General features: G+C 47.1%; 6 protein-coding genes. 3 read left to right on the forward strand and 3 right to left on the reverse strand.

Annotation, left to right across the window (positions count from 1 at the left end):
- Positions 1-290: 290 nt before the first annotated feature.
- Positions 291-1679 (reverse strand): cation:proton antiporter, encoded by a 1389-nt coding sequence (locus NC980_RS10095; RefSeq protein WP_190379034.1) that lies wholly within the window; start codon positions 1677-1679, stop codon positions 291-293.
- Positions 1680-2150: 471 nt separating this feature from the next.
- Between NC980_RS10095 and NC980_RS10100 the strand changes: the two genes are divergently transcribed.
- From NC980_RS10100 to NC980_RS10110, 3 genes are all read left to right on the forward strand, one after another.
- Complete coding sequence (locus NC980_RS10100; protein ID WP_190379035.1) at positions 2151-2411, forward strand: hypothetical protein; 261 nt, start codon at positions 2151-2153, stop codon at positions 2409-2411.
- Between the two features lie 138 nt (positions 2412-2549).
- The gene (locus NC980_RS10105) at positions 2550-2975 is read left to right on the forward strand and encodes a nuclear transport factor 2 family protein (RefSeq protein ID WP_190379036.1); all 426 of its coding nucleotides are present in this window, start codon (positions 2550-2552) and stop codon (positions 2973-2975) included.
- Positions 2976-3110: 135 nt separating this feature from the next.
- Complete coding sequence (locus NC980_RS10110; protein WP_190379037.1) at positions 3111-4622, forward strand: hypothetical protein; 1512 nt, start codon at positions 3111-3113, stop codon at positions 4620-4622.
- Here NC980_RS10110 and NC980_RS10115 read toward each other — a convergent pair.
- Together NC980_RS10115 and NC980_RS10120 are read right to left on the reverse strand one after the other, a co-directional pair.
- Positions 4619-10090 (reverse strand): non-ribosomal peptide synthetase, encoded by a 5472-nt coding sequence (locus NC980_RS10115; protein ID WP_190379038.1) that lies wholly within the window; start codon positions 10088-10090, stop codon positions 4619-4621. The genes NC980_RS10110 and NC980_RS10115 overlap by 4 nt on opposite strands.
- Complete coding sequence (locus tag NC980_RS10120; protein ID WP_190379150.1) at positions 10087-13317, reverse strand: non-ribosomal peptide synthetase; 3231 nt, start codon at positions 13315-13317, stop codon at positions 10087-10089. Before NC980_RS10120 ends, NC980_RS10115 begins: the two co-directional genes overlap by 4 nt.
- Positions 13318-13794: the final 477 nt, after the last annotated feature.

Raw genomic sequence — 13794 nt, forward strand, 5'->3', positions numbered from 1 at the left:
GCAAAATCAAATCACTGGATCGACTGACTTAATATTCCCAAGCTCGTTCCTGAGATCTGGAAATTTGCGCTTCGTTTTGTTTGGAAAATAGAGTTGTCTAGACTCGATGTTGGCGACGCAAAGAACCACGATCGAGTTTCTTAAAGGCGAGATCAAATTTTTCAGAAATAGCGGCTGCATACACCCCAAAGCGTGACACAAGGACATCCCAAACCTAAAAAATTTCATTTCTCAGGTTTGGGCTAGAGCATTTTAGTATGGATGCCTCAAGTTCAGCCTAATTTTTTTGCTCAGAGGTCATCGACGCTACTGAGATTTGGAACAGCTACAGAGTTAGTTTGAGGAAAGACGACGCGTAACATCGGCGGTGCAAGAAAGGTGGTTAAAATCACCATGACAATAATCGCTGCCTGCAATGCATCTGAAAGGATACCTGTGCTGGCACCGAACGACGCAAACACTAGCCCCACTTCGCCTCGTGGAATCATTCCGACTCCGATCGCCAGTCGATTTAATTCGGGTTGCCCAAAAAGCGTAAAGCCCGTGACCACTTTCCCCATGATCGCGACCACGATCAAGAAGGCAGACATAATCAAGCCCTCGCGATTCGCTGGATCAAACGGATTCAACACACTGACATCGGTTCTCGCGCCGACGACGACGAAAAAGACAGGCACAAGCATATCTGCGATCGGCTTGATTTGCTCCTCAAGCTCCGCCCGCTTCTCGGTTTCAGCCAGGATTAATCCCGCAGCAAACGCGCCTAAAATTGCCTCTAGCTGAATGACGGCGGCGATATCTGCTAGCACAAACGCCACGATCAAAGCGCTTACCAGTAGCTGTCCGCGAGTTTTCAGCTCATTCACCAGGGTGACAAACAAGGGACTGAGCAATCGTCCGAGCCAGAGGCTACCGATTAAAAAGACAGCAGCACTGATAATCAGATAAATAACGCTGGTGACTTGTACTTCTCCAGTTTTTGCCAGTCCTGCAACCACTGCCAGCACGATAATTCCAAGCACATCATCTAGAACTGCCGCTCCGATGATGATTTGTCCTTCTTTAGAGCTAAGCTGTTGCAGTTCCGACAGTACCCGTGCGGTGATGCCGATACTGGTTGCAGTCAGGGCGGCTCCCGCAAAAATTGCCGGAATTGCAGGGACATTAAAAAGGGTCATCAGTCCGGCTGTGCCAAGCGCGAAGGGAACGGCGACCCCGACACAAGCGACGATCGCGGCTTGCCAACCGACCCGAATCAGTTCTTTGAGATCGGATTCTAACCCAATCTCAAACAGCAGAATCACGACTCCGATCTCTGCAAGCACTGAAATCACTTCGCTCTGCGTTTCAAATACGAGATTGAGCGATTCGGGGCTAAGATGTGCAGTCATTTGGAGCGCTTGCATCACCAGCGATCGGCTTGCATCGAACTCCGCACTTGGAAACATCAGCAAATGCAGCGCGGACACACCGACAATCACACCCGCAACAAGCTCACCAAGAACCGAGGGCAAGTCGAGTCGAGCGCAAATCTCACCGCCAATTTTGCTGGCAAAATACACGACGACTAAACTGAGCAGAACGCCTGCCAATACGAGAGAACTGCTTTCTGCTTCGGCAGCAGCGAGCAGTGGGGGTGAAAACACAAACGAGTTGAACCAGGACAGGGAGTTGATCATATTGGAGTGGGCGATGCCTATAGCACACGCGAATGTGACCGAAAATCCTTCCTATCGTACAGATTTCTTACGGTTTATTACAAAGACAGACAATTTACTGCATTCAATGTGCTGCATTCTCGATCTTTTATTCAGTGCTCGAACGCCACTGTCAAACTACGGTTTACTAATCGTCTCTAAACCTAGTGAGCAACTTATCCAACAACAAACTATTGCGTTGTGAAAGCTTGCGCCAAAATCGGTGAAAACTGAGATTACGGTTGTAGTTCGATATATGAATCAATTTCGGCAAAATCGTGTTTTTAGATACAACATCCTCCGGAAGACTGGGTTAACCTTTGGTTAAGACAAGGTAAATTAGAATATTGGTCAGATTTCCTCTCATACAGGAGCAACCCGCGATCGTGCAACCCAGCGAATAATGTCGCTGAAGCGCAAACACCAAAACCCTTTTTATCAGGAGATTAAGAGATGGCAGATCAACACAATTTCTTATACCCGCGCAGCCGCTATCGGGGGCAAGTCAAACCAGAGAATTTGGTGTTTAATGCGAATTTGCAGGAGTTTTCTCAGCGAGTGTCGTATATTTGCTGTCTGGAGACAGGCGGTAAGATGACACCTGAAGAATCGTTTCAAGAAATTCGATCGTTGTGGAAACAACTCAAAAAAAGCCGCAAACAGCTAGGAATTGCCCCTGGAAACAACTCCGATCCAGGCGATATGGCGGTTTAACTCTGATCTCTAACGAGATTGAAGACGCATCAGTTCAAGCAGGCTGGTGCGTTTTGTTGTGAAAAAGCTTAAGCATTTCGTCCATTGTCGGGTTGAATCTAGCGCGTAGAATGGACACCGACATTTTCGGGCTAACTGATGGAAATGAGACCTCCTGTACCGCCGTTTACGCTTGAAACGGCAAAAGCTAAGGTTCAAGCGGCTGAAGATGCGTGGAATACTCGCGATCCAGATCGCGTAGCGTTGGCATACACTGAGGACTCGCAATGGCGCAATCGATCGGAGTTCCTCAACGGGCGCGAGGAGATTCGGGCATTTCTCAGGCGCAAATGGAATAAAGAGCTAGATTATCGGCTGAGAAAAGAACTCTGGAGCTTTACCGACAATCGGATTTCGGTTAAGTTTGAGTATGAATGGCACGACGATTCTGGCTACTGGTACCGTTCCTATGGCAATGAACAGTGGGAGTTTGCCGAGAATGGTTTGATGCGACGACGTGAAGCCAGCATCAACGATTTGCCGATTCAGGAATCAGACCGGAAGTTTCGCTGGGCGCGGAGCTAATGCAGGGAAAATTTTTCAACGATCGCAACTCATGCGGCTTTCATCTAAATAAAGAGACCATTCTCCTACTTCAGAGTTTTGAATTCAACGCTAAACTCTGGAATGACTGTGAACCTGTTGAATTAATCTGACTTTATGTTCGTTTCCGTTCGTCGGCTTCGGAGCCGAATCGCTTTTGCGATCGTTACAACCAGTTTAGTTGCCCAAGGTCTATGTCAGAGCGTTGCTAAGGCGGAATTTCTACCTTATTGCCAGCAAACTACAGACGCAATCCGGCAGAAAGATGGGGCTCGCCGGGCAGCGCTGAATGGCACCCCTGAAGCCCAGCAATCTTATCAAACTTTAATTCGGCAACAGGCGGAGCAACTGCGGCAGTGTCGCAATCAGAACTGGCTGAAAACTCAGGGGATTTGGTTGCGACTGTATGCCTGTGATACCCGACCGGGTGCGATCGACGAGGTATTAGATCGGATTATCGATCGCGGCTACAACGAGATTTATGTTGAAACATTCTTCAACGGACAAGTGTTGCTGCCTGCTGCGAACAATCCAACCGCATGGCAATCGATGGTGCAATCTCCGAATAATGCTGACTTGTTAGCTCAGGTGATTCAGAAAGGGCGCGATCGTGGCTTAAAAGTGTATGCCTGGATGTTTAGCATGAACTTTGGCTACACCTATGCGATCAAGCCTGAAAAGCAAGTGACCTTGTTACGTAATGGTCGTGGGCAGACTAGCTTTCGTGCCAATACGGTTGCGGGGCTGAGTACCGATTTAGGCACATTGAACCCGGATGAAGCCTTTATTGACCCGTACAGCCTGCTAGCAAAACAGGATTATTACCGCATGATGCAAGAAGTCCTCAAGCGTAAGCCTGATGGTGTGCTGTTTGATTACATTCGCTATCCGCGCAGTCGAGGTAAACAATCAATTACAACCAGCGTGCAGGATTTGTGGATTTTTGGAGAGGCATCGAGGCAAGCGCTAATCGATCGGGGTTTGAATAACAAAGGGCGGGAATTGATCAAACGCTATATCAATCGTGGCTTTATCAGTGCCAGCGATGTTGCGACAGTCGATAAGCTGTTTCCGCGTGAGAAAAGTCCGATGTGGCAGGGACGCATTCCCGGCGCGATCGAAACCCGTGGCTCTTTGGCTCAGCGAGCCGGAGTTTTGCAAGCAGAGTTGTGGCGGTTGAGTGTGGCTCATGCCATGCAGGGCGTGGTTGATTTTCTCAATCTGGCGGTCTATCCGGTGCGACAAGCAGGACTGCCAGCAGGAGCGGTGTTTTTTCCAGAGGGCAATCAGACGATCGGGCAGGGGTATGATTCTCGCTTGCAGCCGTGGGATCGTTTTCCGCGTAATATCGCATGGCATCCGATGTCTTATGCAACTTGTGGGAATGCAAAGTGCGTTGTGCAGCAGGTTCAGCGCGTGTTAGCGCAGGCAGCACCGGGAACCGAGGTAAAACCTGTTTTAGCTGGAGTTTGGCAGGAATCGATTAGCAATCGTCCGCCGTTAGAGGTGCAAATGGAGGCATTGCGATCGCTATCGCCGCGTATTTCGGCGATTAGTCATTTTGCTTATTCTTGGCAGGAGCCGCAATCGGATCAAGACCGTAAATATTGCGCTGCACGACGGCTTTAATCTACAAGATATTGATTTAACTGTTGCGCTAAGGTTCGCACATGGGGCTGTTTGAGTAAAGAGAGGTGATTACCTGGGACTTGATGCACTTGAAGATCATTGACTAGAGCATCCCAGCCTACAGTTAGATTGCGATCGATTGAATTGCGATCGGACTGTTCAGCCGCTTTAAACAGAACCATACGATGTGGATAAGCTTGAGGCGCATATTGATAGGTCGCTTGAGCATTGGCATAAACAATCCGCAGCAGTGAGGGAATGGCAGATTCTTCTAGGAATCGGAGCCGAGTTTCTTCGGGAATTAAGCGCAAAATCGTAGACCATTGCCAGCGCGAAAACCAAGAATTTCGAGCTTGTAGTCGATCGAGCGCAAGGGTACTATAGTCGAGTAAAAATGGCAGGGTTGACCAAAGTGCAGTGCCTAAAAGAAACTTCAGGCTTTGATAGAAGGAAGGTTTATAGCAAGGAGCGGGGGTGTCTAGCATTGCTAAGAGTTTCACTTCATATCCTGCACGGGTGAGTTGTTGCGCCATTTCAAAGGCGACAATGCCACCAAAAGACCAGCCTCCTAGAAGATAAGCTCCATCAGGTTGAACCGTTTGGATTGCTTTGATGTAGTAAGCTGCGATCGCTTCAATTCGATTAAGCGGTGGTGTTTTTCCATCCAGCCCCAACGGTTGTAGTCCATAAAAGCTGCGATCGCAATCTAGAGCATTTGCAAGTTCTAGATAGGGCAGCACAACGCCAAACATCGGATGAATGCAAAAGAAAGGTTGTTTGCTGGTTCCGAGTGTGAGCGGGACTAAGGGCGACCAAGATACAGAGGGTTTGTCGGGAATGTTCGAGGCTGGAGTCGATCGTTGACGGCGGAAAGCTGTTCGATCGAGTCGAACTAAGGGCGGAATCTTTGAGGCGGGCTGCTGTAAAGTATCGAGAATGGGAGCGAGTTGAGCGATCGTGGGTGCTTCAAACACGCTCTTTAAGGGTAGCTCTAGCCCAAACGCATCGCGAACACGAGAAGTCATTTGGGTTGCGAGCAGGGAATGTCCGCCCAACTCAAAGAAGTTATCGTGAATTGTGATCTGCTTTAGTCTTAGAAGATTTTGCCAAATCTCTAATAGGGTTGTTTCTGTGGCAGTTGTAGGATGAGTTGAACTTTTAGCGATCGCGCTGTGGGTGATCTCTTCGCTGAAGGCGGGTAGAGCTTGACGATCGACTTTACCATTTACTGTGATTGGAAGTGCTTCTAGCGGTAAAAAGATAGACGGAATCATATATTCCGGCAGGGTTTCTTTGAGAAATTGGCGCAATTGAGGAACCAATTGCCGCGCAAATTCAGCTTGAAGCGGATTATTTGTGTATTGTTGCCATGAGTTGATTCTTTCCGAACGAGAGCTAGTTTTAGCATCAATATCTTGTCGGATCAGAGATACATCATAATCACCTGTCTCTGTTTCAGTTGTCCAGGTAAGCTCGACAGTGTAGGGCAGTAATGCTTCTAAGCTGTACCAATCCTGAGGATCGATCGCAAATTCGGGCGATTCCTGTAACTGTTCTCGCATTTGCCCGACTGTTTTTGGTGTTTTTCCACGACTTAACCAAGTTGCAGTTCTAACAGCAGCATTCACTCGACTGTTTTTAACATTCTGGATGATGAGGATTTCTGGCTGCGTCTGAATTAAAACTTCCTGAATCTTCTCGACATTCACTGAGTTTATTTTCCAGTTTAGGGATTGAATTGCAGGAGATTTCAGTTGAGCCTCATCTATCAAGCTGGCTTTAATGTGCAGTAAAACGTTATAGCGAAACTGAGTCATTTCATTGTGGTGCTGCCCGCGTGATAATCGAATCTGCACAGAGCGAATCTGAGGAAACCTATCTTGTAATGCGTAAAAGAACGTTGGATCGATCGCAAGTTCTGGTTCTTCAAAGCGCGATCGATTCATCAACTTTTGCAGGGTCGATCGCTCCATTCCTGCGTCTGCTTTACAAAATTGCATCCAAGCATGAAAAGCAGTGAGCAATGATAGATTTCGCACATCACCAATCCATAAAGTTCCTCCTGGTGCTACAGCTTGAATCGCTCCTTCTAGCACCTGCATTAAGTAATCGACACTGGGGAAATATTGCACGATCGAATTCAAAATCACCACATCAAATGATTCAGACTCAATCCCTGTAAAATCAGTCGCAATTCGATGCAATAGCTCCACTTGAGGAAGTGTTGCTAGTTGGTTCTGAACTCCTTCTAAAGCAATTTTTGAAAAATCTGTGCCTACATATTTCTGACAATGTGGCGCAAGCTGAAACAGTAACAATCCAGTACCACAGCCGATTTCTAGCACTCGTTTTGGTTTAAGCACGAGAATTTGCTGGACTCGATCGCTGATCCACTCTTGCATCTGCTCTGGAGGAATTGGCTCTCCGGTGTAGCTGCTGTTCCAGCCTGTGATGTTAAAACGAGAGGCTGGAGATTGATAGGTTTGGTTGTAGAGCGTTTGCCATTGTTCGACCTGTTGCTCGACTTGTTGAGTTTGAAGCGATGTTTGCTGTAACTGTTGAAGATCTAAACTAAAATAAGCAACTAACCGCATCTCATTCGACGTTGCTCCAGAGGCGAGAACGGCTGCATCTTGGATAGCAGGATGACGCTGTAGAGTGGCTTCAATTTCACCGAGTTCAACCCGGAATCCTCGAATTTTGATTTGATCATCGACTCGACCAAGAAACTCAATCGAACCATCCGCGCGATAACAAGCACGATCGCCTGTCTTATAGAGTCTCAAGTCTTTTTTGTGTATGAATCGATCTGTGGTTAATTCCGAGCGATTGAGATAACCCCAAGAAAGCCCTACACCGCCGATATACAATTCGCCTGGAATGCCAACAGGAACCGGATTGAGGTGGGTATCTAAGAGATAAACTTGCGTGTTAACAATCGGACGACCGATCGACAGGGGAGGATCGCCGGGGTGAAGTTCGGCAACAGTTGACCAGATTGTGGTTTCGGTGGGGCCATACGCATTAAAGAACAAGCGATCGACTGCCCAGCGATCGATAACCTGCTGAGAGCAAGCTTCTCCCCCTGTAATCAGCACCCGAAGCGCAGGCAAATCCGCCGACGGCAACACAGCTAAGACGGCTGGCGTTAATAAAGCATGAGTAATCGCATTGTCTTGTAGATAGCGTATCAAAGCGATTCCCGGTAGCTGAGCAGACTTAGACGGGAGGTAGAGTGTGCTGCCAGAACCCAGTGCTAAAGCAATCTCAAAAATGGAGGCATCAAAGCTCAAGGAACTAAATTGCAAAACTCGACTGTTGCGAGATAGATGAAACACTCGTTGCTGTGCTTCAACCACATTGCACAATCCTCGATGCGATAAAAGCACTCCCTTAGGTGTGCCTGTAGAGCCAGAGGTATAAATCACATAAGCAAGCTGATCGGGCGTTGGGGGAGAAGCGATCGCGCACTCTTCATCAAGTGGAAGCGGTTGATCTAAACACACAATCTTTGCGGATGATTCAGGGAGAACATCAATCAGCCAAGACTGTGTAAGCAAAACTGAAACCTGAGTATCCATCAGCATGAAGCGGAGTCGATCGTGGGGATAGTTTGGATCGAGCGGCACATAGGCTCCTCCCGCTTTGAGAATTCCGAGAATCCCAATCAGCAGATTGGCAGAACGATCGACACACAATCCCACTAAACAATCGGCTTGCACTCCCAGGTGTCTGAGAGTTTGTGCGAGGCGATCGGCTCGCTGATTGAGCTGTTGATAAGTGAGCGTTTCTTGCTCTGAAACAAGTGCGATTGCGTTGGGTTCGCGCTGTACTTGTGCTTCAAAGATTTGATGAAAACATTGATCGTTCTGAAGTTGGCTCTCAGTCTGGTTCCACTGAGCTAGAAGCTGGTGTTCTACAGGAGTGAGTAAAGGGAGATCAGATAGGCGATCGTCAGGATTCGCCACAACCCTTTCAAGCAAGGTTCGAAAATGACCAACTAAACGACTGATGCGATCGCGATCAAACAAATCTGTGCTGTAGGAAATAAATCCGCTTAAGCCTGCTTGCGATCGCCATAAGCTGCGTAATCCGTGTGCAGGTTCCCACAAGTGAACCTCTAAATCAAATCGCGTACTAGCTGACTCTAAGGGTACAGGTTCTAAGGTCAATCCAGGTAATTCTAAAGATTGCATCGGAGCATTCTGGAGTGCAAAAGCAACCTGAAACAAAGGATTACGGCTCAGATCCCGCTCTGGATCTAACTCCTCGACTAACTTCTCAAACGGTAAGTCCTGATGTTCATAAGCTTCTAATGCGACCTTGCGAACCTGCTCCAATAGTTCACGAAATGTTGGATTGCCAGACAGATCCGATCGCATCACTAAACTATTCACAAAAAAGCCAATTAATCCTTCTACTTCGCTGCGATGACGATTTGCAATTGGAACACCGATCGCAATGTCCTCTTGCGCTGTATATCGATGTAGCAATGTCTGGAATGCTGCAAGCAGAATCATAAACACAGTAGTTCCAGTTTGCTGACTCAGAGCTTCTAATTGCTCAGTCAGCTCTAGAGAAAATTGCAGAGGATAAGTTGCGCCACGATAGGTTTGAACTGTAGGACGAGGGCGATCGCTCGGTAAATTCAGTACGGGTAAATCTTGTAGCTGCTTCAGCCAGTATGATCGTTGTTTTTCTAAAATTTCTCCCTGCAACCAGTTGCGCTGCCAGCAAGCAAAATCGGCGTACTGCATCGGTAGGGGTGGTAACCCTGGCGATCGTTCCTCAACAAACGCGGTGTAACAGTGCGCTAATTCTTGAACCAGCACACCCAGCGACCAGCCATCTGCAACAATATGATGCAGGGTGAGCAACAGCATTGCTTCTGTTGAGCTAAACTCCAGCAGTGTGATTCGTAAAAGTGAATCCGTTGCGAGATTAAACGATCGCTGTGCCTCAGTCGTCGCTAATTGGTGGCTCATCTGTTCACGCGCTGTGACGTTGGATAGCTGCACCACTGATAAATCAACTTTGATATCCGGTTCGATGACTTGAACGGGTTGACCGTCAACCACAGCAAATCGAGTACGAAGGGCAGCATGGCGGCGCACAATCTCATTAAACGATCGCTCCAAAGCCGCTCGATTCACAGTTCCTTTCAGGCGAATGGCAGCAGGCACATTGTAGAACGGATTATTAGGCGCAAGTTGGTACAAAAACCACAATCGTTCCTGAGCAAACGATAAAGGAGATACTTGAGTTTTGAGTTGAGCGGATTGAGTAGATTGCAAGTACGAAATGATTTCAGCTTTACGCCCAGCTAATTCCTGGCGTAACTCTTTTGTTAAAGTTCCTTCTGGACCATTACAGCGCAATCGAACTTCAGCATGATCATGCCTAATCGATAGTTGAACATCTAAACTCTGAAGATAAGACACCAATTCAGCGATCGTTCGGTTCGTCATAGTTCAATTTCCTCACGATGGCACGAATTGGTTTGTCCTAAAGCTTCGATTCTTTGGGCTAATTGCGCGATCGTTGGCGCTTCAAATACCGATCGCAAGGGGAGTTCAACCTGAAATCGATCGCGGATGCGTGAAACAAGCTGAGTCGCTAACAATGAGTGCCCCCCTAGCTCAAAAAAACTGTCTTGAGTTCCGATCTGTTCGCGCCCAAGCAGTTGAATCCAGATTTCAATCAGTGATGCTTCTAATGAGTTTGCGGGAAGCACCAGACTATTTTCTTTTATGCTGCTGAAGTTCGGAAGAGGTAATGATTTGGGGTCAACTTTGCCATTCACAGTCAAAGGCAGCGCATCTAACATTACAAACCCAGCAGGCAACATATAAGCAGGTACTTTAGCTTTGAGAAATGCTCTTAGCTCTTTCTCCGTTACCTCTTCAGAGCTTTGAGAAGCAATGTAAGCAATTAACTGGCGATCGTGGTCTATTTCCCGCACCGTGACTATGCTGGTCTGTACCTTCGGATGCTGTATGAGAATTGCCTCGATCTCACCTAACTCAACTCGAAATCCTCGGATTTTAACTTGGTCATCCATTCGCCCCAAAAACTCAAGATTGCCATCAGGACGATATAGCGCTCGATCGCCCGTCCGATAAAGCCTCAAGTCTCCAACCTGAACAAATCTTTCTGCGGTCAATTCCTGGCGGTTGAGATATCCCTGCGCTAAACCATCACCCCCTAAGTAAATCTCACCGCTCACCCCTACGGGAACTGGATTTAGCCTTGCATCTAATAGATAGACCTGAGTATTGGCGATCGCTTGACCGATTGGAATGGTAGTTGCATTCTCTGACACGCTTTGCACTTCATACCAGGTTGAAAACGTGGTGTTTTCTGTCGGGCCGTAAACATGCATGAGATGTTGAGGTTTTCCTTGATGCAGCAGCGATCGTACGCACTCCACATTCGCCATCTCGCCCCCAAATAATAGGAATTTGAGCGAACGGAAAGCATCGGGAATCTGACGAATCGTTTGATTGAACAATGCCGTTGTCAGAAACAGAATGCTAATTTGATGCTGCTGCAATTGAGCCGCAAAATCAGTCGGCAAAAGGGTACTCTCTCGCTCTAGCCCAACTAATCGCGCTCCATTCAGTAATGCTCCCCAAACCTCGAAGGTTGCTGCATCAAAGGACAAACTTGCTACCTGTGCAATTCGATCGTTCGGTTCTATCTCAATGTAATTCGTATCACACACCAATCGATTAACGCTGCGATGGGACACCATTACTCCCTTGGGTGTTCCAGTTGAACCAGAAGTATAAATCACATAAGCAAGCTCATTTCCTGTGCAAGCATTGGATAAATTTTCATCCGATTCTTCAGCGATCGCGCTCCACTCCTGCTCTAAACACATCACTCTAGTTCGATCAAATCGCTCTGCCCAACTTGCTTGGGTTAAAATGATTGCAATTCCCGCATCTTCGACCATGAACTGCAATCGCTCTGATGGATAGCTTGGATCAAGCGGCACATAAGCACCCCCCGCTTTTAGCACAGCTAACATTGCTGCGATCGCTTCAATTCCCCGCTCTAAACAGATTCCAACAGGCATTCCCGCCCGCACACCGTAGCGCTGCAAGTACCGCGCTAGCTGGTTACTTCCTTGATTTAAAGCTGAATAGGTGAATGATTGATCACCAAATTGAACCGCGATCGCAGTTGGTCTTTGTTTAACCTGTGCTTCAAACAATTGATGGATTCCGACACTTGCAGGATAATGAGAGCGATGACTGCTCCAATGCTTGAGTAATGCGTCTTGCTCTTGAACACTTAACAAGGATAGTTCAGACAAACAAGTTTCTGGGTTTGCAACAATGCTTTCTAATAGCGTTTGAAAATGCTGGCGCAGAGCTGCGATCGTGCTGCCATCAAATAAATCAGTGTTGTAAACAAGGATGCCGCGTAATCCGTCTGTCTGTTGCCAGTCTTTACCCCATAGATTCCGAAAGTTATCACCGCACTTCCAAAGATAAATTTCCAGATTAAAGCGCGAAGTCTTTGTTTCTAAATCCACTGGACTTAACACTAAACCGGGTAACACTAATTGTTCCATCGGCGTATTTTGTAGCGCAAATACAACCTGAAACAGTGGATTCTGCCCCAAGTTCCGAATTGGCTGGAGTTCTTCAACTAGCTTTTCAAACGGCAAATCTTGATGAGCATATGCAGCTAATGTCACCTTCCGCACCCGATCTAAGAGTTCTCGAAACGTTGGATCACCCGTTAAATCCGCTCTTAGCACCAAGCTATTCACAAAAAAGCCAATCAATCCCTCTAATTCGCTTTGATGGCGATTCGCAACCGGAGAACCGATCGCAAGATCTGTCTGTCCCGTGTAGTGATAAATCAAAGTTTGGAACGCTGCCAATAAGGTCATAAATAGCGTGACACCCGCTTCCTGACTTAATTCCTCCAGCGCGTCTAATAGTTGCTGTGGTAACTCGATTAATTGACTCGCCCCCCGGTAACGTGGCTCATCCTCGCGAGAAATAGAACTTGGCAAATTGAGTGCAGGTAAATCCTTTAGCTGCTGCTTCCAATAGTGCAACTGGGTTGTCAGTACCTCGCCTTGCAAATACTGTCGTTGCCAGTGAGCAAAATCTGCATATTGCACAGGCAGTTCTGGCAGGACCGCAGGCTTACCGTGAACGATCGCCGCATAAAACTCCCCCAACTCTCGAATTAAAACGCCGCTCGACCATTCATCGAAAATAATGTGATGCAGCAAAATTAGAAACAAATGCTCTTGATCGTGTAACTGCCAAAGACGCGATCTCAATAGTGACCCAGCATTCAAATCAAACGGTCGCTCAATCTCCTGCCAAATCTCCTCTACTGCAATGTTCTCGCGAACACTCGCAGGCATTGTTCGTAAATCAGTAGATTTCAGTGGGATTTGCGCGGCTTGAGCTACGACCTGAAGCAACTGCCCATCAACCTGCTCGAATGTTGTTCTGAGAATTTCATGCCGCCGAACGATCGCATCGATGCTTTGCTGAAGCTGTGATCGCCTTAAATCACCCGTCAACCGAAAGACCAGGGGGATACTATAGAGAGAGGCTCCCGGCAAAAGTTGTTCAATAAACCATAAGCGCTGTTGAGCAAATGAGGCTGGAAAAATAAAACTCTCTTCAACATCTTTTTGGATCGGCTGATCTGAAATCATTCCCACCTGCATCTGGTCAACTTCAACAGTTGTAAGGGAAGCCGTGGTTCAAAAATTACGCTTTAGGATAGATTTTGTCCCAGAAATCTGTATTGTTTTATTGCCGTTTGATGCACAGCTTTGCATTCTAAAAATTTCTCTTAACCTTCTAAATTTCTCTTAACCTTCTAAGTGATGCGAACCAATTCCACCAGCATCAGAAATTAGCGCGTCAATTTTCAGCATCTGAGGAAAAGCAATCGACGCCTAACTGATCGCTCTAAATCTCACTCTCGATCGCGTACAACGTTGCTCATCAAGGACTGAAATAAGATCGCTCTTGTGTCTCTCTTTTAAAGCTGAAACGAGATTCTTACGGGGTAAGATGAAAAAATGCTCAAAACCGTATTGTCAAGCTCAAATTGTTGGGTGCACAGCAGCCAGCAATCTTTGCCATGACAGAACAACGGAGGAGTGGATTTTTCGTTTAGTCAGATT

Source organism: Leptolyngbya sp. AS-A5, from assembly GCF_039962495.1.
Taxonomy (GTDB): domain Bacteria; phylum Cyanobacteriota; class Cyanobacteriia; order Leptolyngbyales; family Leptolyngbyaceae; genus Leptolyngbya.

Bases quoted from the DNA above. Each gene is read 5' to 3' on its own strand.
- NC980_RS10115 (WP_190379038.1), bottom strand. From the start codon at position 10,090: ATGACGAACCGAACGATCGCTGAATTGGTGTCTTATCTTCAGAGTTTA.
- NC980_RS10110 (WP_190379037.1), top strand. From the start codon at position 3,111: ATGTTCGTTTCCGTTCGTCGGCTTCGGAGCCGAATCGCTTTTGCGATC.
- NC980_RS10095 (WP_190379034.1), bottom strand. From the start codon at position 1,679: ATGATCAACTCCCTGTCCTGGTTCAACTCGTTTGTGTTTTCACCCCCA.
- NC980_RS10100 (WP_190379035.1), top strand. From the start codon at position 2,151: ATGGCAGATCAACACAATTTCTTATACCCGCGCAGCCGCTATCGGGGG.
- NC980_RS10105 (WP_190379036.1), top strand. From the start codon at position 2,550: ATGGAAATGAGACCTCCTGTACCGCCGTTTACGCTTGAAACGGCAAAA.
- NC980_RS10120 (WP_190379150.1), bottom strand. From the start codon at position 13,317: ATGATTTCAGATCAGCCGATCCAAAAAGATGTTGAAGAGAGTTTTATT.